Below are 21395 nucleotides of genomic sequence, written 5' to 3'. Positions count from 1 at the left end.
GTGACGACCACCCTCGAGCGCACCGGACCGCCGACCCTCCTGCGCCTCACGGCCTACGCGCTGTTCCTCACCCCCGCTGACGAGGTGCTCGCACCGCTGGGCGCGTCGGGATACCTCGCGATGGTGCTCGCGCTCGTCCTCGCGGTGGCCTGGCTCGCCTCGGCCCTGCTCGGACTGCACGACCCCGTGCCGATGCGGCACCCCGGCCGTCTCGCGCTGACCCTCCTGCTCGGGGCGAGCATCCTCTCGTACGTCCGGTACGCGAGCGGCGACACCATCACCCGGAGCGGCGAGGGGCAGCTGAGCGCCGACCGGTGGCTGCTGATGCTCTTCGCCTCCGCCGGGATCGCCCTGGTGACGACGCAGAGCGTGCGCACCCTCGAGCACGCGCGGATCCTGATCGGGTCGCTCGTGAACGCCGCGACGCTCTGCGCGGTGATCGCGATCATGCAGTTCACGACGCACACCGATCCCGTCGAGCTGATCCGCGGCGCCATGGTCGGCTTCGTCGACAACGGAGGCAGCACGCCGTTCCAGGACCGCGACGGACTCACCCGGGTGGCCGGCACCACCTTCCATCCGATCGAGCTCGCCGTCGTCTCGTCGATGCTGCTGCCGCTCGCCGTGTGGCGGCTGATCTACGACGGGCGCACCGCCCGCTGGCTGCGGATCGCGTCCTGCGTCCTGCTGCTCTCGGCCGTCGCCCTCACCGTGTCGCGATCGGGAGTGCTCTCGCTCGTCGTCGGGATGGGCGTGGCGCTGGTCTTCCTCCCGCGCGCGGCACGCCGGTGGGGCTATCTGCTCGCACCGATCGCCGTCGCCGCGTTCTTCGTGGCCACCCCGGGTCTGCTGGGCACTCTGACCGGTGCGATCGGCGCGGGGACCAGCGACTCCTCGATCACGAACCGGCTCGACAACTACCCGCGCGTCGCCGCGCTCGTCGCTCACCACCCGGTCCTCGGGACGGGGCCGGGCACGTACCTGCCCGACGACGCGACGCTGATCCTCGACAACCAGTACCTCGGCTCGGCGATCACCCTCGGGCTGGTCGGCGCCGCCGCGGTCGTCGCGTACTTCGTCGTGCCGGCCCTCTTCGGTCTCGTCGCCGCGCAGTTCGCGCGCGAGCCCCGCCTGCGGGCGCTGACCGGGAGCGTCGCGGCCTCGGCCACGGTCGCCGCGGTCGCGTCCGCGACCTTCGACTCACTGGGCTTCCCGGTGTTCGCCCTGCTGTTCCCGTTCGTGCTCGGCCTCTCGGGGAGCTGCTGGCTCCTCGTCCGCGCCGAGCTCGGACTCCCCTCCGCCCTGTCGACGGACGCTCGCGTCCGCGTCATCGGCGAGATCGACCACTCCCCAGAAAGGCAGTCCTGATGGACCCCGTCTCCGTACTCCGCACCCTCTGGCGCCACCGCCTCCTCGCCGCCGTCGTCCTGGCGCTCACCGTCGCCGGGATGGCCTACGTGCTCGTCCTGTCGCCGCGCACCTACGCCTCGACCGCGACCTACGCCATCGTCAACCCGCAGCTGCCGACCGACGCCGAGCTCGAGGCCGATCCGGCGCTCGCGGCCCTGAACTCCGACAATCCGTACCTCCGCTCCTCCGACAACTCGCTCGCCGCGCAGGTCCTCGTCACCGTGCTGAACAGCGACGGCACCGCGGAGGCGCTGGCGGCGCAGGGGCTCAGCACGCAGTTCGCCGTCGAGCGCTCGGCGTGGTCGGGTCAGGGGCTCCTGCTGAGCGTGACCGCCGACGCACCGAGCGCCGGTCAGTCGCTCGACACGACAGCGGCACTGGGCGGGATGCTCGTCGACACGCTCCGCAGCATCCAGACGGTCAACGGCGCCGATGACCGCTACCTCTTCACCGCGCTCGAGGTGCAGACCCCGCTGAAGGCGACCGAGCAGATCTCGGACCGGCTCCGCGCGGTGATCATGGTCGGGGCCGGCGGCTTCGTGCTCCTCTTCGCCGCCGTGTCGCTCGCGCGCGCGATCGAGGGCAGGAGGACGGGCCCGATGGCCCCTCCCGCGGCACCGCCGGCTCCGATCCTCCCCCCGGCTCCGCCCGAGCTCGCCCGTCGGCGCCCCCAGCCCGCCCAGCGACGCGGACCCGCCGTGTTCAGCCGTCGCTGAGACGGCCGCCGCCCAGCCGGGGGAAGGGGACGTCGAGAGGAGGTGCGGGATGCTCGTGACGGCATCGCACCGCAGACCTCCGACAGCGGCCCGTCCGGCCTCGCGCCCCGCGCCGGAATGTGGAGAACGGGCGCGCGACATCGCTGGGGAGGAGCCTCCGCCCCCTCCCGGCGGAGATCAGACCGGGGCGAGGACCCCGTCCCGCTCGACGTACGCCTCGCCCGTCTCGGGGCACCGCCAGACCCCGTCGGCCTCCGCCACGAGCCGCGCCCCCGCCCGGCCGACCCAGCCGATCCGCCGGGCCGGCACTCCGACGACGAGAGCGTGGGCCGGCACGTCGGAGGCGACGACGGCACCCGCGGCGACCATCGCCCACGCGCCGATCCGCACCGGGGCGACGCAGACCGCCCGAGCGCCTATCGCCGCCCCCTCCTCGACGACGACCGCGACGGCCTCCCAGTCGTCGGCCGACTTCAGCGCACCGTCGGGAGTCACCGCCCGCGGCCGCAGGTCGTTCGTGAACACGACCGCCGGCCCGACGAACACTCCGTCGGCGAGCACCGCGGGCTCGTAGACCAGCGCGTGGTTCTGGATCTTGCAGCGGTTTCCCACCACGACGCCGGGCCCGAGGTAGGCGCCCCGGCCGATCACGCACTCCCGGCCGACGCGAGCGTCCTCGCGCACCTGCGCGAGATGCCAGATCAGCGTCCCCGCCCCCACCTGCGCCCTCGGATCGACGTCGGCGGACGGGTGGATGCGGGCGGTGTCCTCGGCCATACCGCAGTGTCCCACGCGAGGACCCCCGGGCGGCGGACTCGGTTCAAGCCCCTTGCCCGGAGCCCGCGGACGGCGTGGGCTGGCAGAGCGCGACCGCCGCGCCCCGCGACGAAAGGCACCCCGTGCTCTCCGACCACCCCCTCTGCCCCGTGCTGCTCACCACCGACCCCGCGGCCTCCCGCGCCTTCTACGCCGAGACCCTCGGGCTCACGATCCTCGAGGAGAGCGACGCCGCGATCGCCTATGCCGCCGGAGGCACCCGCTTCACCGTCACCGCGAGCACCGTCGGCTCGCAGGACGAGCAGACGAAGGCGGCCTGGCGCGTGCTGGATCTGCGCGCCGAGCTCGACGACCTCGCCGCGCGCGGTGTCGTGCCGCAGGACTACGACTCCGACGAGCTGCGGACCGAGAACGGCATCGCCGACCGCGGCGACGTCTGGGCGGCCTGGATCCTCGACCCCGACGGCAACGCGCTGGGCATCGAGCAGCCCAAGGGCTGAGGCGCCACTCCGGCGAGCGGCTCCGCCGCCGCGCCCTAGAATCGGCGCATGCCCGACGACTCCCCCTCCGCTCCCGCGCCCGGCTGGTACCCCCACCCGGCCGACATCGGAGCGGAGCTCTACTGGGACGGCGCGGCATGGACCGGCCGCTCCCGTCCCGCAGCGCCGCCCGCCTCGTCCATCCCTCTCTACGGGACGCCGAGTGCCTCCGATCGACAGGCGAGCGCGCCGCAGCCCGGGCTGTACGCCCAGCAGCCGGCGCCCTCCACCGCCGGTCGCAACCCGTTGGCGATCGCGAGCCTCGTCCTGGGCATCGCGAGCATCCTCGTCAACCCGTTCCTGGTCCCCTCGATCCTCGCGATCGTGTTCGGCGTCCGCGGGCGGACGGCCGCCGAGAGCGTCGGCACCGGCCGCGGCCTCGCCACCGCGGGCCTCGTCACGGGCATCGTCGGCATCGGCACGGGCGTCCTCTCCTTCCTCTCGAACCTGTCCGACCTCGCCGGTCTCGCGGGCTGAGCGGGGTGGCCGTCCCCCCCCTGCCGATGCGCCGATGACGCGCCGCCGGAGCGCGCCCTGGCTGTTCGTCGTCGCCGTCGCCCTGGTCGCTCTCGTCCTGCGCGGGCCGATCGTCGCCCTGGCGCCGGTGATCGACGCGATCCGCGACGATCTCTCCCTCTCCTCCGCGCAGGCCGGGGTGCTCACCAGCATCCCGGTGCTCTGCTTCGCACTGGCGACTCCGCTCGCCCTCGTCGTGATCCGCCGCGCGGGGCCAGACACCGCCGTCGTCGTGACGATCCTCGGAGTCGCGCTCGGCACGATCCTCCGCTCCGCCGGTGACGTCGTCACCGTGGTCGCCGGCACGATCGTGATCGGCGTCTTCATCACCATCGGCAACGTCGTGGTGCCCGTCGTCATCCGCCGCGACGTCTCTCCCGAGCGCGTCGACCTGACGACCGGCGTCTACACGGCCGCGCTCAACATCGGCTCGACGATCACCTCCCTCGGCACGGCTCCACTCGCGCTCGCGGTCGGCTGGCGGGGCGCGCTGCTCGTCTGGCTCGCCCTGAACGCGCTCGCCCTGCTCGGCTGGCTGCTCGCCGTCGGTCCGGCGCGGGCTCTGAAGCCTGCGCCGCGCCTCGCCGCCGACCGAGGCCCCGCCGAGCCCGCCCCGCGCATCTGGCGCAGCGCCACCGTCCTGGCCCTCGCGGTCTGCTTCTCGAGTCAGGCGTTCTCGTACTACGGAGTCACGGCGTGGCTGCCCACGCTGCTCGTCGACCGCAACGGCTTCTCGATCGAGACGGCCGGCGCCAGCTCCTCGGTCTTCCAGCTCGCCGCCGTCGTCGGCGCGATCGGCGTCCCCCTGCTCGTCAAGAGGCTGCGGCCGCTCGGCAGCATCGCCCTGGTCGGCGTGCTCTGGTGCACCGTCCCGGCCGGGCTCCTCCTGGCCCCTCAGCTCTGGGCGCTGTGGTGCATCCTCGGCGGCGTCGCGCAGGGCGGCGGGTTCACGGTGGTCTTCGTCCTCGTCGTGCGGCTCTCGCAGTCGGACGCGCACGCCTCCCGCCTGTCCGCGACCGTGCAGGGCCTCGGCTACGCGGTCGCCGCCACCGCCCCGACGGTGCTGGGCTTCGCCCACGATGCGAGCGGAGGCTGGGACGCACCGCTCACGGTCGTCCTCGGCGCCACCGTGTCGTTCCTCCTCTTCGGCGTCTTCGCCGCCGCCCGCCACTCCCGGACGGTCTGATCCGGGCACCACACCTGTCGGACACGGATCGCCGCGCGTCAAGGGCCTTCCGAAGCCGGACCGGGGCCGTAGCGTGTCGGCATGGCCGAGAAGAGCACGACCCGCGAGAAGACCGCGCCCGAGCCCGACGACTCGCGCAAGCCCGACGAGGTCAGCGACATCACCAAGCGCTCCTGGCTGTACGTCCTGAAGAAGACCGCCCGCGAGTTCGGCGCGGACCAGTGCACCGATCTCGCCGCCGCGCTCACCTACTACGCCGTGCTGGCCCTCTTCCCGGCGCTGCTCGCCATCGTCTCGGTCCTCGGCGTCTTCGGCCAGGCGCAGGCCACCACCGACACCGTCCTCGAGCTCGTCCGCAACCTCGGCTCGGCTCAGGTCGTCGATCTGCTGCGCGAACCGATCCAGTCGCTGATCACCTCCCCCGCCGCAGGCATCGCCCTCGTCACCGGAATCGTGGGCGCGATCTGGTCGGCCTCCGGATACGTCGGGGCGTTCGGCCGCGCGATGAACCGCATCTACGAGATCGACGAGGGACGTCCCTTCTGGAAGCTGCGCTCCACGATGCTGGGTGTCACGGTCGTCACCGTGATCCTCATCGTCATCGCGGCGCTCCTGCTCGTGCTGAGCGGCCCGGTCGCCTCGGCCGTCGGCGACGTCGTGGGCCTCGGCCCGGCGGCGCTCACGGTGTGGAACATCGTCAAGTGGCCGGTGCTCCTGGTCATCGCCGTCGTGATCATCGCGGTCCTGTACTACTTCGCGCCGAACATCCGGCAGCCGAAGTTCCGCTGGATCAGCACCGGGGCGCTCCTCGCCCTCGCCATCTGGCTGATCGCCTCCGTCGGGTTCGCGTTCTACGTCGCCAACTTCTCGAACTACAACAAGACCTACGGCTCGCTCGGCGCCGTCATCGTCTTCCTCCTCTGGATCTGGATCACGAACATCGCCCTGCTCTTCGGCGCCGAGTTCGACGCCGAGCTCGAGCGCGGCCGTCAGCTCCAGGCCGGGATCGAGGCCGAGGAGACCCTCCAGCTCCCGCCGCGCGACACCGCGGCCAGCGCGAAGAAGCAGGCCGTGCACGAGCAGGACGTGCGCGACGGGAAGTGGCTGCGCCTCTCGAACGAGAACCGCTCCTCCGACGCCGCCGCCGCCGAGGACGACGAGGCCGCGAAGAGCTGAGCGCTCACGACTCGGCGTCCCACAGAGCGCGGTAGTAGGCGGCCCGCTCCTCGTCCGCGGCGATGCCGTACGCGTCGAGCAGCAGCGGCCCGAAGCCCTCGCCGTAGTTCCAGCGGAGGCTCATCGCGGCGACCGCGAGGTCGGCCCAGCGGTCGCCGACACCCAGGTCGCCGACGTCGACGATCCCGCTCCAGAGTCCGTCGTCGTCGAGCAGGGTGTTCGGCGCGCAGGCGTCGCCGTGCACCACCACGGGGTCGACGAGCAGCGGAGGCGCGCCCAGCCGCGCCACGCGGCGATCGAACCACGAGTCCCCGCTCAGCGACTCCGGCACCTCCGCCACCGGCAGGGCGTGCAGCGCCCGCAGGCCCGCCGCGATCGCCCGCACCGCGGCCCCGGGTCGAGCGATCCAGCGATCGGAGGCGGCGCTGTCGCCCGGCAGCGCTCGCGTCAGCAGCCACTGCCCGCCGTCGCCCCGGCCGTGCTCGAGCAGCGTCGGCGCCGGGATCCTGCCCTCCAGCCAGCGGAGGCGCTCGGCCTCCCGACCGAGGTCGACGCCGGCCGCGTCCGGGCTCCATTTGAGGTAGCCGTCGCTCACGCGGAAGGTGAGCCCGTCGAGCTGGTTGCGCCAGACGAGGGCGGGAGCGGCTCCGCCGTTGCTCGCAACGGCGATCTCCGGGATCGAGACCCCCTCGAGGGAGTACTGCCGCGAGAGATCCGGTCCGGTCATCGCGCCAGGCTACCGCTGGCCCTTGCCTGTGGTCCGACCACACCGTACGCTGTGGTCTGACCACGGAGAGGTGAGGGGCGGATGAGCGATCGAGCCTGGGAGAGCGTGCTCTCGCATGTCGAGGGACTCCTGCTCACCGGCGCCCTCGCCCCGGGCGACCGCCTCCCCGGAGAGCGGGTGCTCGCCCTCGAGCTCGGAGTCGGCCGCTCCTCCGTCCGCGAGGCCGTGCGCGTCCTCGAGGTGATGGGGCTCATCCGCACCCGGACAGGCTCCGGTCCCACCTCGGGCGCCGTCATCGTCGCGCGCCCCACCGGCGGCATGAGCGCCCTCCTGCGCCTCCAGGTCGCGGCGAGCGGTTTCGCCGTCGAGGACGTCGTCCGCACCCGCCTCGTCCTCGAGACCGCGGTCGTCGACGACCTCGCCCGCACGCCCGGCGTCGAGCTCGACGACAGCCGGGAGCTCCTCGACGCGATGGACGCCGAGACCCTCGATCACGACGCCTTCCTCGCCCTCGACCAGCAGTTCCACCTCTCGCTCGCCGAGGCGTCCGGCAACGCGGTCATCGCCGCGATGACCGCGGGCCTGCGCGACGCCGTCGAGAGCTACGTCCTCCGCGCCGCCCGCTCGCTGCCCGACTGGCCGCGGACCCGCGACCGCCTCCGCAGCGAGCACCGCGCCCTCGTCGCGGCCCTCGACGCCGCCGACCCCGAGCTCGCCCGCACGCTCGTCCAGACCCACATCTCGGGCTACTACGCCGAGACCCACCTCACCGCGAAGAAGGACTGACCATGGTCGACCGCCGAATCCCGAAGGTGCGCGATCTCGCGCCCCTGATGCAGTTCAAGAAGCCCGAGCTCGACCTCAAGAAGGCGCGGCTCGACAGGGCGCTGACGATCGAGGACCTGCAGCGCATCGCCCGCCGCCGCACCCCGAAGGCCGCCTTCGACTACACCGAGGGCGCTGCCGAGGCGGAGATCTCGCTCGGCCGAGCCCGCGAGGCCTTCCGGGACATCCAGTTCAACCCCGCGATCCTGCGGGACGTGTCCGAGGTCCGCACGGGCTGGGACGTCCTGGGCGCTCCCGTCTCGCTCCCCTTCGGCATCGCGCCGACCGGCTTCACCCGGATGATGCAGACCGAGGGCGAGATCGCCGGCGCGCGCAACGCCGCCAAGTGGGGCATCCCGTTCTCGCTCTCCACGATGGGCACCACCGCCATCGAGGACGTCAAGGCCGCGAACCCGCACGGCCGCAACTGGTTCCAGCTCTACATGTGGAAGGACCGCGACCGCTCGATGGCGCTCGTCGACCGCGCCGCCGCAGCCGGCTTCGACACCCTGCTGGTGACCGTCGACGTCCCCGTCGCCGGCGCGCGCCTCCGCGACAAGCGCAACGGCTTCTCGATCCCGCCGCAGCTGACCCTCGGCACCGTCGTCAACGCGATGCCGCGCCCCTGGTGGTGGATCGACTTCCTCACCACCGAGCCGCTGTCCTTCGCCTCCCTCGACCGCTGGTCTGGCACCGTCGGCGAGCTGCTCGACACGATGTTCGACCCGACCGTGGGCTTCGACGACCTCGCGTGGATCCGCGACCAGTGGCCCGGCAAGATCGTCGTCAAGGGCATCCAGACGGTCGACGACGCCCGCCGCGTCGCCGAGCTGGGCATCGACGGCATCGTGCTCTCGAACCACGGCGGCCGCCAGCTCGACCGTGCGCCGATCCCGTTCCACCTGCTCCCCGAGGTCGTCCGCGAGGTCGGCTCGTCGGGCATGGAGGTGCACCTCGACACCGGCATCATGTCCGGCGCAGACATCGTCGCGTCGATCGCGCACGGCGCCCGGTTCACGCTCGTCGGCCGCGCCTACCTCTACGGCCTGATGGCCGGCGGCGAGGCGGGCGTCAACCGGATGATCGAGATCCTGTCCGATCAGATCACCCGCACGATGCGCCTCCTGGGCGTCACCTCCCTCGAGGAGCTGACCCCCGAGCACGTCACCCAGCTGCAGCGCCTCGCCCCGCGCGCCCTCTCGCCGCAGCTGTCGCCCGTGAGCTGATCCCGAGCGCGCCCGCTGGTCCCGGGAGGTCAGCGGGCGCGCAGGTAGCGCAGAAGCAGCGTGTCACCGGAGGCGAGCACGTGCGCCAGGCGCTGCTCACGCGCTCCCGGCAGCGATCCCCGGGCGATCCGGCCCGCGTCGCCCGCCTCGAGCGTCGGGCTCAGCGTCAGATCCAGCTCGTCCACCGCGTCGTCGGCGAGCAGCGCGCCCAGCAGCGACGGGCCGCCCTCGCAGTGGATCCGCGCCAGCCCGAGCTCGGCGAGGGCGTCGCGCATCCGCGGAGCGTCCAGCGCGTCCTCGCCGCAGACCAGCACCTCGGCGACCTCCGCGAGCTCGTCGCGTCGCCGCGCCGGGGAGCGCCCCGTCGTCACCACCACCGGCCGCACCGGCGCCTCGGTGAACAGCCGCGACCCCGCGTCGAGATCGAGCGACCCCGAGACGATGGCGAAAACGGGGTGCGGAGGCAGCCCCGCGGCGGTCCGCGCCGTAGCGGCCTCCTCCCCGAGCACCATCGGGCCGTAGCCCTCGGTCCGCACCGTGCCCGCGGCCACCAGCACCACATCGGCGAGACGGCGCAGCAGGTCGAAGACCCGCAGGTCGGCCTCGCCGCCGAGTGCCCCCGACACGCCGTCGTGGGTCACCGCTCCATCGACGCTCGAGACGAAGTTCACCCGGAGCCAGCGCTCTGCACTCCCCTCCGAATACAGGGCGAGCAGTGCGTCATCGTCGAGCGAGGCGAGCGGCGACGGGTGCAGCCGGTCGATGACCGCGCTCACGCGCCCGCCTCCTCGATGTTGTGGCGGAGGTAGGCCGGTGCTCGCCAGCCCAGCACAGCCTCCGTCAGCCGCACCGCGTCGACCGCCTGCCGCACGTCGTGCATCCGCACGATCCGCGCCCCGTTCAGGATGCAGATCACCGCGGCCGCGAGGGACCCCTCCAGCCGCTCGCCCTGCGGTCGGTCGAGCGTCTCGCCGATGAAGTCCTTGTTCGACACCGCCGCCAGCACCGGGTAGCCGAGCGCCGCGACTTCGCCGAGCCGGCGGGTCAGCTCGAGGGTGTGCAGGGTGTTCTTGTTCAGGTCGTGCCCCGGGTCGACGATGATCCGCTCCGGAGGCACTCCCGCGGCCAGCGCGCGCTCGACCCGGTCGCGGAGGTGCGCCACGACCGTCGCCACCACGTCGTCGTACTCCGGCCGCGTCGGCTCGCTCCGCGGCGCGCCCACGCTGTGAGTGACGACGAGCTGGGCCGACGAGGCGGCGAGCACGCCGAGCATCTCCGGGTCGTGCAGCCCGCTGGTGTCGTTGACGACGGAGGCGCCCTCGGCGATGCTCGCGCGAGCCACCTCGGCGCGGGTCGTGTCGACCGAGATCACCACGTCGCTCCGCTCGTGGATCCCCGCGACCACCGGGACGACGCGGTCGAGCTCCTCCTGCAGCGAGACCTCGGGACCGCGGCCGAACGGCACCCCGCCGATGTCGACCCAGTCGGCGCCCTGGTCGGCGGCACGGACGGAGGCGGCGACCGCCGCGTCGAGCGCGAACGTCGATCCCCTGTCGTAGAAGGAGTCGGGAGTGCGGTTCACGACCGCCATCACGGCGACCTGCCGCTCGAAGTCGAACTCGCGTCCGCCGATGATGCGCGTCATCGTCCAGTGGTCCTCTCGGGCTCCCCGCGCCGATCGGTCGTCGGCGCCGCCCACCCTAGACGAGCCGACCCCTCACCGGCCTGGATCCCGGCCCTGGGTCCGCCGGATCCGGCGGCTCCAGCCGTCCGCCGCCCTCGCCCTCGAGGAGGACCTGGAACAGCACGTGGTCCTGCCACTCCCCCGCGATGCGGAGGTAGCGGCGGGCGATCCCGATCCGCTCGAAGCCGTTGTGCTCGAGCACCGCCTGCGATCCGCGGTTGTGCAGCAGCGTGCCGGCCTGCACGCGGTGCAGTCCCAGCTCGGTGCGCGCGAGGCGCAGCATCTCGCCGACGGCCCGGGTCATCAGGCCGCGACCCTGCAGGGAGGCGTCGAGCCAGTACCCGAGATCGGCGCTGTCGAAGGCGCCGTGCACCACGTTCGAGAGCGTGAGCCGGCCGACGATGTCGTCGCCGCGCTCGAGCACCATCGGCAGGACGCTGCCGGCCCGGTGCGCGAAGAGCACGTCGGCGATGGCGTCGGTCTGGCCGCCCGACTCGAAGAAGCGAACGGAGCGCACCGGCTCCCAGGGCGCGAGGTGGCGCCGGTTGCGCCGGTAGGCGCTCGCGAGCGACGGACCGTCCTCCCGGGCGATCAGGCGGAGGCTGGTGGTGTCGTCGAGGGCGATCGGGGCGGGCATCGCCACGAGGGTAGCCCCGGAAGCCGGCCGAGCAGAACCGAGGAGGAGAGCCCGTGCCGCTCGAGACGCCCGGACCCTCGGTCGTGCACGCCGGGGGAACGACGAAACCCCCGGCCGAGGGCCGGGGGTTCGGGTGGTGGGCGATACTGGGATCGAACCAGTGACCTCTTCCGTGTCAGGGAAGCGCGCTACCGCTGCGCCAATCGCCCGCTGCTCCGTGAGGAGCGCCTCGTTCGGGGAACGATCGAGGTGGATACGGGATTCGAACCCGTGTATACGGCTTTGCAGGCCGCTGCCTCGCCTCTCGGCCAATCCACCGTGTACGGGATTCGGTGTCGGCGGCCCGGGGGCCGACCGGGTAGGAGCCACCCGGGGGTGGATCGCTACCAGTAGTGCTGTCTTTCAGAGAAATACCGGCCGCGAGGCCGGTATTCGAGCGGATGACGAGATTCGAACTCGCGACCCTCACCTTGGCAAGGTGATGCGCTACCGCTGCGCCACATCCGCATGGGGTCTTGCCTGTCTTGCATGTTCACTGTGTTGCGTATTCAACTGTGTTGCGTATTCAACTGTGTTGCGTATTCGACTGCGTGTCTTGCATCTCACCCCGGCGCTTTCGCTCCCCGGCTCGACCTAGAAGACTGTATCCGACCGCCGCACGAGAAACCAAATCGAGCGGCCGCCGATCTCGGCCGTCGCAGCGCCTCGCCCGTCTTTCCGCGCGAAACCCGCCCGTCACACCCCGTTCACCCGGGCGTGGCGCTCGTCGGTGGTGCCTCCCGCCCCGCGGGATCCGCTACGATCCTTACTCGGGTCGTCCACAAGACGGCCCTCTGGGCGATTGGCGCAGTTGGTAGCGCGCTTCCTTCACACGGAAGAGGTCATCGGTTCGAGTCCGGTATCGCCCACCCTCACCCCCGGCTTCCCGCCGGGGGTTTTCTCATGCCGCGATCGAGGAGCCGCTCCCGCGATGATGGGCCGCTCCCACGCCGTCTCCGGCGCTCTCGCCTGGGCGATCGCCACCTCCGTGCCCGCCGTCGCCGTGCCGCTGCAGCTCGATGCGCTCCCGCTCGACCTCCGCCTGGTCGGCCTCGGTGTCGCCGCCGGCTGGGCTCTCGCGCCCGACGCCGACCACGCTCGCGCCACGATCTCCCGCTCAGCCCCCGGGGCGTCGCTGCTCACCGCGACGGCCGGCCGGATCAGCGGCGGGCACCGGCACGGGATGCACTCGCTCCTGGCGATCGCGGTGGTCTGGTACCTCGTGCCGCTCCTCACGGAGCTGCGGTTCCCCGTTCCGCTCGTCGGCCCGGTCTCGCTCGCCGCCCTGCTGACCCTGCCCGCCCTCGCCTTCGCGGCGAAGGCGATCCGCGCCGCACCGTCCTGGCCGATCGCGTGGGCGGGGGCGGTCGTTGTCACCGTCCTGCTGATCGCCCTCGCCGACGGCACCTGGGCCTGGCTGCGCGTCGCCGCGACTCTCGGCTACCTCGTGCACGTGGCGGGCGACGCGCTCACGACCGAGGGGATCAACTGGCTCTGGCCCCTGCGCATCCGGTCGCCCCGCTGGGTGCGCCGCACGCCGCTGCGGCACCTCTGGACTTCCGGGGGCTACGCCGCGGTCCCCGTGCTCGGCTCGGCCGGCTCGTGGCGCGAGACGATCCTCTACTGGCTGATGTCGACGGCGGCCATCGTGCTCACGGCCGCCGCGGTCGCCGCCGAGCTCGTCTGACGGCGCTCAGAACACCTTCCCCGGGTTCATGATCCCGAGCGGGTCGAAGACCGCCTTGATGCCGCGCTGCAGCGCGAGCGAGTCCTCGCCCAGCTCCTCCGCGAGCCAGCGCCGCTTCAGCAGGCCGACCCCGTGCTCGCCCGTGAGGGTCCCGCCGAGCGCGACGGCCGTCCGGAACAGCTCGGCGGCCGCCTCCCACACCTCCTCGCCGACCTCGGTCGAGCCGGGCGGCAGCACGAAGTTCGGGTGCAGGTTGCCGTCGCCCGCGTGCGCGACGGTCGGGATGCTCAGCCCCGTCCGCTCCTCGATGCCCCGGATGGCGGCGAACATCGCCGGGAGAGCCGAGCGCGGCACGCAGACGTCCTCGATCAGCACCTCGCCCACGGCCTCGAGGGCGGGGTGGAAGCCGCGCCGGACGGCCAGCAGCGCCTCGCCCTCCTCGGGGTCGTCGGTCGCCTCGGCGAGGCCTCCGGCGGCGGTCACGATCTCGAGGATGCGCTGCGCCTCCTCCGCAGCTCCCCCGCCGTCGGTCTGCACCAGCAGGTAGGAGCGACCGCGGTCCATCGCGACGCCGGTGTGGCGGGAGATCGCCGCGAGGGCCGCCTCGTCCATCAGCTCCATCACCGCCGGCCGCAGCCGGGCCGCCGTGATCGCAGCGGAGGCGGCGGCCGCGTCGACCACGCTCGCGAAGTAGGCGCCGATCGTCACGACCGAACCGGTCGGCAGCGGCCGGAGCTTCACGGTCGCCTCGACGATCACGCCGAGCGTCCCCTCCGACCCTGTGAGGAGCGCCGTGAGGTCGTAGCCCGTCACGCCCTTCACGCTGCGCCGCCCGGTGCGGACGAGCCGGCCGTCGGGCAGGACCACGGCGAGGCCGAGCACCGCCTCACGGGTGACGCCGTACTTCGCGCAGAGCAGCCCGCCCGCGTTCGTCGCGATGTTGCCGCCGATGCTCGAGATCGCCTTGCTCGCGGGGTCGGGCGAGAAGACCAGCCCGTCGGCGGCGACGGCGTTCGAGAGGGCCTGGTTCAGCACGCCGGGCTCGACGACGGCGAGCTCGTCCTCGAGCGAGATCTCGAGGATCCGGTCCATCCGCGCCGTCGAGAGGACGATCGCTCCGGAGGTGGCGACCGCGCCCGCCGCGAGGCCCGTCCCCGCGCCGCGCGGCACGACCGGCACGCGGTGCGCCGTCGCGATCCGCAGCGTCGCCCGGACGTCGTCGACCGATCGCGCCAGGACGAGGGCGAGCGCCCGCCCTTCGCTCGTCCACCCGGACTTGTCGGTGTGCACGGCCTCGAAGTCGGGACCGTCGACCACGAGGCGAGGCCCCAGCTCGTCGCGCAGCAGCGTCAGGACGTCGGTGCTCGCCAGGGTCTGCGTGCTCGCCAGGGTCTGCGTGCTCGCCAGGGTCTGCGTGCTCATGGTCCACTCCGGGTGCTCGCGGTCGGTCTCCCGATCCTTCCACGGCGGCGGTGCAGGATGGAGGGATGATCGGCACGGAGCGATGACGGCGGCGACCAGTGCGGGGATCCTCCTGCACCGACGGGGCCCGGGCGGGGTGGAGGTCTTCCTCGGCCGGATGGGAGGCCCGTTCTGGGCGCGTCGGCCGCGCGCCTGGTCGATCCCGAAGGGCCTGCACACGGCCGAGGAGGCTCCGCTCGACGCCGCTCGACGCGAGTTCGAGGAGGAGATCGGCGCCCCGCCTCCCGACGTCGACTACGCGCTGCTCGGCACGTTCCGCCAGAGCAGCGGCAAGCTCGTCACGGTCTTCCACGGTCCCGGAGACGACGGCGTCGCCTTCGTCGCGAGCAACACCTTCGACCTCGAGTGGCCCCGCGGCTCCGGCACCCTCCGCACCTTCCCCGAGATCGAGACCGCCCGCTGGCTCCCCCTCACCGAGGCCCGCCCCCAGCTCGTCGCCGGCCAGCTCCCGGCCCTCGACGCCCTGGAGGCCCTCCCCGCCGCCCCGTGACCGCGGACTCCCCTCCGCCCGGACCGCACGCCTCCCCCGCTCGCTGATCGAGTAGCCCGCGCAGCGGGCGTATCGAGATCCCCCACCGTCAGAAGCCGAGGCCTGCACACTTCACTTCTGACGCGGGTGGGTCTCGATACGCCACCTGCGGCGGCTACTCGACCAGCAGGCTTGCGCGGTCGCGTCCGATGAATCCGCCAGCGGCGGAAGGCGAGGCCTGCACACCGGACTGCTGACGCGGGTCGGTCTCGATACGCCGCCTGCGGCGGCTGCGGGCGCGACCAGCGGGCTCGCGGGGTCGCCTCGTAGCGACTCCGCCGGCGTCGCAGGACGAGACCTGCACACCGCGCCGCTGACGCTGGGGTACGCAGCCGCCCCTGGACGGTCGGGCGGCGGGCTATCGACCCGCCTCGACCCACCGCACCAGAACGCCGGTGGTAGCTGCCGGCTCGCGAGCGAACCAGGAGGTGCCAGCCCTTTAACGGCTCAGTACAGGTCGAGGTCCGCCGGTACCGTCACGTCGTCGTCCGAGTAGACCGGCGACGGTCCGCTGAGGCGGTTCGTGCGCTCGTGCAGGTCCGCGACCAGCGCGTCGTCCACGATCTCGTCGGCGAGCGTGTGCTCCTCCGAGACGAGCATCTGGCTCGCGGGGCCGAGCAGCAGCCGGACCTGTCCGACCGTGCCCTCGTGGAGCGCGGGCACCTCGACCGTGTCGGCAGTGGACGTCATCGCGAGGACGCGCGCGTACTCGATCACCGCGAGGGCGATCTCGTCGCCCGTGACGACGCTCTCCTCCGCGTAGTGGATACGTCTCACGAGCTGCCCCCTCCGCGGCGGGATCCGAGCCCCGGCCTGCAGTCCAGAGTTGCACGCGGTGCCCCGCCCGGGCCGCGCGCGGCCGACATCCGACGGGGGCTTTACAGCGGCCGTCGCGCGTGCCCGGCTCGTCGTCAGCCGGCCGCCGAGTACACCCGCAGCGCCAGCGGAACGATGCGGACGCTCGTGCGCTCGTAGCCGTCGCGCTCCCCGTCGAACACCTCGGTCTCGCCGTCGTGCGCCCAGCCCGGGTCCTCTCCGCCGGGGCGGCGGGCCTGCACCGTCAGCCGGTCGGTCGAGAACGACTCGACCACCGGCGATCGCCAGCCGGGCACCCGGCCGACGACGGGCGTCGCGGTGCGGCCGAGGACGAGCGAGAGCGCCCCGCGGGTGCGCGGGGTGCGTCCGGCGTGCAGGATCCGCACGTCGAGCTGCCCGTCGTCCAGGCGGCGCCGGGCGAGGGGCGCAGCGGTCCGCGGGTGCTCGCGGTTCACGCCGACGAAGTACGACCAGACCCGCTCGACGCCCTCGTCGCGCTTCAGGTCGAACGGATCCGCGGCGCGCACTACTCGGAGCGCCGCGAGGATGGCGGCCAGCGGCTTCCCGATCACCCGCTCGTGCTTCTCGCGGGCCGCGACGAACTCGGGGTAGATCCCGATCGAGACCGTGTTCAGCACGGTGACCGGCTCCCCGTCGCCGGCGACGACCTCGGCCACGTCCACGTCCCGCCGCTCGCCGAACGCCGCCGCCTCCAGCGCGTCCTCGACGGTGACCAGCCCGAGCGCCTTGGCGAAGTGGTTCATCGTCCCGCCCGGGAGGACGAGGAGGGTCATCCCCGCTTGTCGCGCGAGAGCCGCGCCGACCGCCATCGTGCCGTCGCCGCCGTAGACGCCGAGCACCTGCGGAGGCGCGTCGCCGGCGCGCGCGGCCCGCACCACGTCCGCCAGCTCCTCGCCCTCCTCGAGCCGGTGGACGGTCGCGGCGGGGAAGCGACCGAGGATCAACGGCTCGGGGTCCGGCCGGTGCGAGTCGCGTCCTGCACTCGGGTTCAGCACCACGAGCAGCTCCGCGCCGTCGCCGAGGGGGTGCCGGTCGACGGGAGGCCGCCCCGCCCGCTCCGACACCGGGACGTGCCGCGGCGTCGCCGGCACCAGGAGCCTGCCGAGCCCCGCGACCGCCGCGCCGAGCGCCGCACCGCCGACGACGTCCGACATCCAGTGCACTCCGACGTGCAGCCGTGAGAACGCCACCGTGGCGGCGAGAGGCGCGAGGGCGGCCCCTGCTCGCGGCGACTCCAGGGCGACTCCCACGGCGAAGGCGGCGGCGCTCGCCGCATGACCGGAGGGGAACGACGGCGAGGAGGGCACCTTCGCGAGCCGTCGGCCGACCGGCACGTCCACGATCAGCGGGCGAGCGCCTCCGAAGACGTTCTTCCCGACGACGTTCGCCAGCGCGCTCGCGGCGGCCAGCGACGCCGCGCCGCGCAGTGCCTCCCTCGGGCGCCCCGCGAGCACCAGCAGCGCTCCGAGCCCGAACCACAGGACGCCGTGGTCGGCGACGCGCGACGCGGCCACCAGCGCTCCGTCCACGACCGCGGACGGGCGCCGCGCGTTCACCCGCCGCGCCGCGCGGGCGTCGATCCGCCGGACGAGCCGCGGGAGAGCGCGGACTCTCGTGAGGAGGACGATCGGGGGTCGGGTTCCGCGCAGAGCCATGGCCTCAGACTAGGAGTCGGCACCGTGGAGCGACCCAGTGGAGCGACGCGGAGGCGCTTCCCCGTCGGCCGCTCAGGTCTCGCCGAAGCCCGACTCGATCAGCGCGGCGAGCCGCTCGACCGCCTCCTCGGCCTGCGGCCCGGACGCCGAGAGGACGACATCGTCCCCGCGGTCCAGCCCGAGCGACATCACCCCGAGGAGGCTCGTAGCGTCCTTGCCGTTCGCGTCGATGCGCGCGTCGAAGGTGGTCGCCAGCGTCACGAACTCGGCGGCGGGGCGGGCGTGCAGCCCGTTCGGATTGATCAGCCGCACGCTGCGCCGAGGTCCGCCCGACGGCTGCACGGGAGCGACGGACTCGTGGGCGAACGACCCGCGCGCCGACTCGGCCGCCCGGACCACCTCGTCGAGTGCCGCCCCCGTCGACGCGGCGACGGCCGCGGCCACCGCCCCCTCGACCAGCGGAGCGTCGACGATGCGGACGCGCTCGCGCGCCTCGTCGTCGAGGAACTCCACGGCCGTCTCGGCGGTCATGATCGCCGAGCCGAGATCGCAGAGCACCACAGCGCCGTCCCCCGAGTCGGCTTCGCCGAGCGCCGCCGAGATCCGGTCGAAGCTCGTGCCGATGCCGTCGTCGTCGGTCCCGCCCGCGGCGATCAGCGCGACGGCGGGCGCCATCTGCGCCGCGAGCTCGACCAGCCCCCTGGCGATCAGGGCGCTGTGCGAGACGAGGACCAGCCCGACACTCACGCGGCCGCCTCGGCTGCGGCACGCAGCAGCAGGACCGTCGACACGCTGCCCGGGTCGCGGTGCCCGATGGCCCGCTCGCCGAGGTAGCTCGCGCGGCCCTTGCGGGCGACCAGCGGATCCGTCGACTCCGACCCGCGCTGCGCACCCTCGACCGCGGCGGTCAGCGCGGCGGAGGGAGACCCGCCGCTCGCGACCGCCTCCTGCGCCGCCTCGACGGCGGGCGCCCACGCGTCGATCATCGTCTTGTCGCCCGTCTCCGCCTTGCCGCGGAGGACGATCCCGTCGCGCGCGGCGGTCAGCAGCGCGACCACGTCGGAACCCTCGAGCGTCTCCCTGCCGGCGACCGCGGCGGACGCCTTGAGGAACGCCGTGCCGAACAGCGGACCCGACGCACCGCCGACCGTCGAGATCAGCGTCGTCGCCACGAGCTTCAGCACGTCGGCCGGAGTGGCCGGGGACGCCGTCTCGAGCTTCGCCAGCACCGCCTGGAACCCGCGGTCCATGTTCTCGCCGTGGTCCCCGTCGCCGATCGCGCGATCGAGGGTGATCAGCTCGACGCGGTGCTCCGCGATCGAGTCCGCAGCCCTCCGCATCCAGGCCGTCGCCCACGCCGCATCCAGAGCCCGAGCTCCCTGTCCGTCCTGCATCCTCGCTCCTTCGCTCATCGGTGCGTGCGCACCGGTGTCGTCCGTGCCGTCCTGCCCCTCGGCGCTCATCGTCCCCAGCGCAGCGCCGCGGTCTGCACCGGGGCGTCCCAGAGCTCGGTCAGCGCGTCGTCGAGCTTCAGCACGCTCAGCGAGAAGCCCTGCATCTCGAGCGAGGTGACGAAGTTGCCGACGAGGCTGCGCACGACGCGGATCCCCTTCTCCTCGAGCGCCTCGGCGGCGCGCCGGTAAGCGATGTAGAGCTCGATCTGCGGGGTGCCGCCCATGCCGTTGACGAACAGCAGCACCTGGTCGCCGGAGGAGAAGGGCAGGTCCTCCAGGATCGGCCCGAGGATGCGGTCGACGATCCGGTCCGCCGGCTCGAGCGCGATCTTCTCGCGCCCCGGCTCGCCGTGGATCCCGATCCCGATCTCGATCTCGTTCTCGCCCAGCTCGAAGCTCGGCTCGCCCGCGTGCGGCACGATGCACGGCGTCAGGGCGACGCCCATCGAGCGGACGTTCGCGTTCACCGTCTCGGCGATCGTCGCCACCGCGTCGAGGGAGTCGCCGCGCTCGGCCGCGGCTCCCGCGATCTTCTCGACCAGCACGGTCCCCGCGACGCCGCGACGACCCGCCGTGTAGAGCGAGTCCTTCACCGCCACGTCGTCGTCGATGACGACGGAGCGCACCTCGATGCCCTCGGCCCCGGCGAGGTCGGCCGCCGTCTCGAAGTTGAGGACGTCGCCGGTGTAGTTCTTCACGATGTGCAGGACGCCCGCTCCGCCATCCACGGCCTGCGTGGCGGCCACGATCGGGTCGGGCGTCGGCGAGGTGAACACCGCTCCGGGCACTGCGGCGTCGAGCATGCCGTGGCCGACGAAGCCGGCGTGCAGCGGCTCGTGCCCGCTGCCGCCTCCGCTGACGATCCCGACCTTGCCCGAGCGGGGCGCGCCGCTGCGGACGACGAACAGCGGATCGGTCTCGACCCGCACCAGGTCGGCGTGCGCGAGGCCGAATCCGGCCACCGACTCCGTGACGACATTCTTCGGGTCGTTGATGAGCTTCTTCATCGAGGTCTCCTCCAGGATCGGATCACCGCGGTCGGCGTGCCCTGTCCTCGGGGCGATCCGGCGCGTGGTGGATCGCGGTCCGCACCGTCGCGGACAGCGCTCCCACGTTACGCCCTGCGGCCCATGGGATCAGAGGTCGCGGGTCGGGTCGGAGGGCGTCAGTCGACCCGCCGGGTCTCCTGCACCCACTCCGCGAGCTTCGCCGTCGCCGCGCCGGAGTCGACGGCGGAGGCCGCCCGATCCAGGGCCGAGCGGAAGCGGTCGAGGATCGAGGTCCGGATCAGGGCGGGGTCGCGAGCGAGGTCGTAGGCGATCAGCCCGGCCGCGGCGTTGAGGAGGACGATGTCGCGCACCGCTCCCTCCTCCCCCGCCAGGGTCGCGCGGACGACGCCGGCGTTGTAGGCGGCGTCCCTGCCGCGGAGCTCGTCGATGCTCGCGCGGCGCAGCCCCAGGTCGCGGGGGTCGAGGTCGTGCTCGACGACCGAGCCGCGCGAGACCTCCCAGATGTGGCTGTGGCCGGTCGTCGTCAGCTCGTCGAGGCCGTCGTCGCCGCGGAACACCAGGGCGGTCGCCCCCCGCGTCTGGAACACGCCCGTGAAGAGAGGAACGCGATCGAGGTGGGCGACACCGACCGCCGACGCCTCGGGGCGCGCGGGATTGCACAGCGGACCGAGGAAGTTGAACACCGTCGGCACGCCCAGCTCGGCGCGGACGGCGCCGGCGTGCCGGAAGCCGGGGTGGAACATCGCGGCGAAGACGAAGGCGATCCCGGTGCGGCGGAACGCCTCCGCGACGCGCTCGGGCGACAGCGTCAGGTCGACGCCGAGGGCGGCGAGCACGTCCGACGACCCCGACGACGACGAGGCCGCCCGGTTGCCGTGCTTGATCACCGGAGTCCCCGCCGCCGCCGCGATGATCGCCGCCGTCGACGAGATGTTCACGGTGCCGAAGCGGTCGCCCCCCGTCCCGACGATGTCGAGCGCCATCGGATCCACGTCGAGCGGAACCGCGTGCTCCAGGATCGCGTCGCGGAAGCCGACGATCTCGTCGACCGTCTCGCCCTTCGCCCGCAGTGCCACCAGCAGACCCGCCAGCTGCGCGGGGGTCGCCTCCCCCTGCATGACCTGCTCCATGGCCCAGGTGGCCTCGTGGACGCTGAGATCGGAGGATTCGAGGAGGGAGCTGATGATCCGCGGCCAGGACAGGGTTTCCGACATGGCTCTCAGATTATGCGACTACGAAGGCCCCACGGGAAGTGCGAGTTACCCCTCTTGCCATCGGCCATA

22 protein-coding genes and 4 tRNA genes are annotated in these 21395 nt (G+C 73.1%); 11 read left to right on the top strand and 15 right to left on the bottom strand.

Translation table 11 applies throughout. From position 1 onward, the window contains the following. Together GRS92_RS13615 and GRS92_RS13610 are read left to right on the top strand one after the other, a co-directional pair. Complete coding sequence (locus GRS92_RS13615) at positions 1–1368, top strand: O-antigen ligase family protein (RefSeq protein ID WP_159857252.1); 1368 nt, start codon at positions 1–3, stop codon at positions 1366–1368. Then, positions 1368–2126: a chain-length determining protein gene (locus tag GRS92_RS13610; RefSeq protein ID WP_159857250.1), complete on the top strand. Its 759-nt coding sequence runs from the start codon at positions 1368–1370 to the stop codon at positions 2124–2126. The genes GRS92_RS13615 and GRS92_RS13610 overlap by 1 nt, the downstream gene beginning before the upstream one ends. A 177-nt stretch (positions 2127–2303) precedes the next feature. Here GRS92_RS13610 and GRS92_RS13605 read toward each other — a convergent pair whose 3' ends face one another. Beyond that, entirely contained in the window at positions 2304–2903 is a 600-nt protein-coding gene (locus tag GRS92_RS13605; RefSeq protein WP_159857248.1) for an acyltransferase, read from the bottom strand. 74 nt (positions 2904–2977) lie between these two features. On the opposite strand from GRS92_RS13605, the gene GRS92_RS13600 reads away from it, so the two are divergent. The 4 genes from GRS92_RS13600 to GRS92_RS13585 all read left to right on the top strand — a co-directional run bounded on the left by GRS92_RS13600 (position 2978) and on the right by GRS92_RS13585 (position 6320). Further along, positions 2978–3403, top strand: coding sequence for a VOC family protein (locus GRS92_RS13600; RefSeq protein WP_159857246.1), 426 nt, complete (start codon positions 2978–2980; stop codon positions 3401–3403). A 48-nt stretch (positions 3404–3451) separates the two neighbouring features. Beyond that, positions 3452–3919, top strand: coding sequence for a DUF4190 domain-containing protein (locus GRS92_RS13595; RefSeq protein ID WP_159857244.1), 468 nt, complete (start codon positions 3452–3454; stop codon positions 3917–3919). Positions 3920–3953: 34 nt separating this feature from the next. Further along, positions 3954–5144 carry an MFS transporter gene (locus GRS92_RS13590; protein WP_159857242.1) on the top strand — a complete coding sequence of 397 codons (1191 nt, stop codon included), beginning with the start codon at positions 3954–3956 and terminating at the stop codon, positions 5142–5144. Between the two features lie 81 nt (positions 5145–5225). Continuing rightward, positions 5226–6320: a YihY/virulence factor BrkB family protein gene (locus GRS92_RS13585; RefSeq protein ID WP_159857240.1), complete on the top strand. Its 1095-nt coding sequence runs from the start codon at positions 5226–5228 to the stop codon at positions 6318–6320. Between the two features lie 4 nt (positions 6321–6324). Here the strand turns inward: GRS92_RS13585 and GRS92_RS13580 are convergent, their stop codons facing one another. Next, positions 6325–7047: an aminoglycoside 3'-phosphotransferase gene (locus GRS92_RS13580; protein WP_159857238.1), complete on the bottom strand. Its 723-nt coding sequence runs from the start codon at positions 7045–7047 to the stop codon at positions 6325–6327. Positions 7048–7128: 81 nt separating this feature from the next. On the opposite strand from GRS92_RS13580, the gene GRS92_RS13575 reads away from it, so the two are divergent. Together GRS92_RS13575 and GRS92_RS13570 are read left to right on the top strand one after the other, a co-directional pair. Beyond that, complete coding sequence (locus tag GRS92_RS13575; RefSeq protein ID WP_159857236.1) at positions 7129–7833, top strand: FadR/GntR family transcriptional regulator; 705 nt, start codon at positions 7129–7131, stop codon at positions 7831–7833. Between the two features lie 2 nt (positions 7834–7835). Further along, on the top strand, positions 7836–9098 hold the full coding sequence (locus GRS92_RS13570; protein ID WP_159857234.1) for an alpha-hydroxy acid oxidase: 1263 nt from the start codon (positions 7836–7838) through the stop codon (positions 9096–9098). A gap of 29 nt (positions 9099–9127) precedes the next feature. On the opposite strand, the gene GRS92_RS13565 is transcribed toward GRS92_RS13570, so the two are convergent. The 6 genes from GRS92_RS13565 to GRS92_RS13540 form a co-directional block, all read right to left on the bottom strand. Next, entirely contained in the window at positions 9128–9874 is a 747-nt protein-coding gene (locus tag GRS92_RS13565; RefSeq protein WP_235022027.1) for a pyrimidine reductase family protein, read from the bottom strand. Then, positions 9871–10743: a dihydropteroate synthase gene (gene folP, locus GRS92_RS13560; RefSeq protein ID WP_159857232.1), complete on the bottom strand. Its 873-nt coding sequence runs from the start codon at positions 10741–10743 to the stop codon at positions 9871–9873. The genes GRS92_RS13565 and folP overlap by 4 nt, the downstream gene beginning before the upstream one ends. Before the next feature lie 55 nt (positions 10744–10798). Further along, positions 10799–11419, bottom strand: a complete 621-nt coding sequence (locus tag GRS92_RS13555; protein WP_159857230.1) for a GNAT family N-acetyltransferase — start codon at positions 11417–11419, stop codon at positions 10799–10801. A gap of 134 nt (positions 11420–11553) precedes the next feature. Then, positions 11554–11628, bottom strand: a tRNA-Val gene (locus GRS92_RS13550). 38 nt (positions 11629–11666) lie between these two features. Beyond that, positions 11667–11737: transfer RNA gene (locus GRS92_RS13545), tRNA-Cys, on the bottom strand. A 117-nt stretch (positions 11738–11854) separates the two neighbouring features. Next, a tRNA-Gly gene (locus tag GRS92_RS13540) sits at positions 11855–11926 on the bottom strand. 328 nt (positions 11927–12254) lie between these two features. On the opposite strand from GRS92_RS13540, the gene GRS92_RS13535 reads away from it, so the two are divergent. Both GRS92_RS13535 and GRS92_RS13530 read left to right on the top strand, forming a co-directional pair. Further along, positions 12255–12327 (top strand) — tRNA-Val (locus tag GRS92_RS13535). A 62-nt stretch (positions 12328–12389) separates the two neighbouring features. After that, positions 12390–13145, top strand: a complete 756-nt coding sequence (locus GRS92_RS13530; RefSeq protein ID WP_159857228.1) for a metal-dependent hydrolase — start codon at positions 12390–12392, stop codon at positions 13143–13145. A 6-nt stretch (positions 13146–13151) separates the two neighbouring features. On the opposite strand, the gene GRS92_RS13525 is transcribed toward GRS92_RS13530, so the two are convergent. Continuing rightward, positions 13152–14567 (bottom strand): FAD-binding oxidoreductase, encoded by a 1416-nt coding sequence (locus tag GRS92_RS13525; protein ID WP_159857226.1) that lies wholly within the window; start codon positions 14565–14567, stop codon positions 13152–13154. 82 nt (positions 14568–14649) lie between these two features. Here GRS92_RS13525 and GRS92_RS13520 point away from each other — a divergent pair, with 82 nt between their 5' ends. Further along, positions 14650–15117, top strand: a complete 468-nt coding sequence (locus GRS92_RS13520) for an NUDIX domain-containing protein (RefSeq protein WP_159857224.1) — start codon at positions 14650–14652, stop codon at positions 15115–15117. 486 nt (positions 15118–15603) lie between these two features. Here the strand turns inward: GRS92_RS13520 and GRS92_RS13515 are convergent, their stop codons facing one another. The 6 genes from GRS92_RS13515 to trpD form a co-directional block, all read right to left on the bottom strand. Beyond that, the gene (locus GRS92_RS13515; RefSeq protein ID WP_159857222.1) at positions 15604–15933 is read right to left on the bottom strand and encodes a hypothetical protein; all 330 of its coding nucleotides are present in this window, start codon (positions 15931–15933) and stop codon (positions 15604–15606) included. A 134-nt stretch (positions 15934–16067) separates the two neighbouring features. After that, positions 16068–17648 (bottom strand): diacylglycerol/lipid kinase family protein, encoded by a 1581-nt coding sequence (locus GRS92_RS13510; protein WP_159857220.1) that lies wholly within the window; start codon positions 17646–17648, stop codon positions 16068–16070. A gap of 72 nt (positions 17649–17720) precedes the next feature. Further along, entirely contained in the window at positions 17721–18395 is a 675-nt protein-coding gene (gene dhaM, locus GRS92_RS13505) for a dihydroxyacetone kinase phosphoryl donor subunit DhaM (RefSeq protein ID WP_159857218.1), read from the bottom strand. After that, complete coding sequence (dhaL, locus tag GRS92_RS13500) at positions 18392–19042, bottom strand: dihydroxyacetone kinase subunit DhaL (RefSeq protein WP_204162401.1); 651 nt, start codon at positions 19040–19042, stop codon at positions 18392–18394. Before dhaL ends, dhaM begins: the two co-directional genes overlap by 4 nt. A gap of 65 nt (positions 19043–19107) precedes the next feature. Continuing rightward, positions 19108–20109: a dihydroxyacetone kinase subunit DhaK gene (gene dhaK, locus GRS92_RS13495; RefSeq protein WP_159857214.1), complete on the bottom strand. Its 1002-nt coding sequence runs from the start codon at positions 20107–20109 to the stop codon at positions 19108–19110. 158 nt (positions 20110–20267) lie between these two features. Continuing rightward, entirely contained in the window at positions 20268–21326 is a 1059-nt protein-coding gene (gene trpD / locus GRS92_RS13490; protein WP_159857212.1) for an anthranilate phosphoribosyltransferase, read from the bottom strand. Between the last annotated feature and the right edge of the window lie 69 nt (positions 21327–21395).

Source organism: Rathayibacter sp. VKM Ac-2754, from assembly GCF_009807095.1.
Classification (GTDB): domain Bacteria; phylum Actinomycetota; class Actinomycetes; order Actinomycetales; family Microbacteriaceae; genus Rathayibacter.
This window is presented reverse-complemented; position numbering and strand designations above follow the sequence as displayed.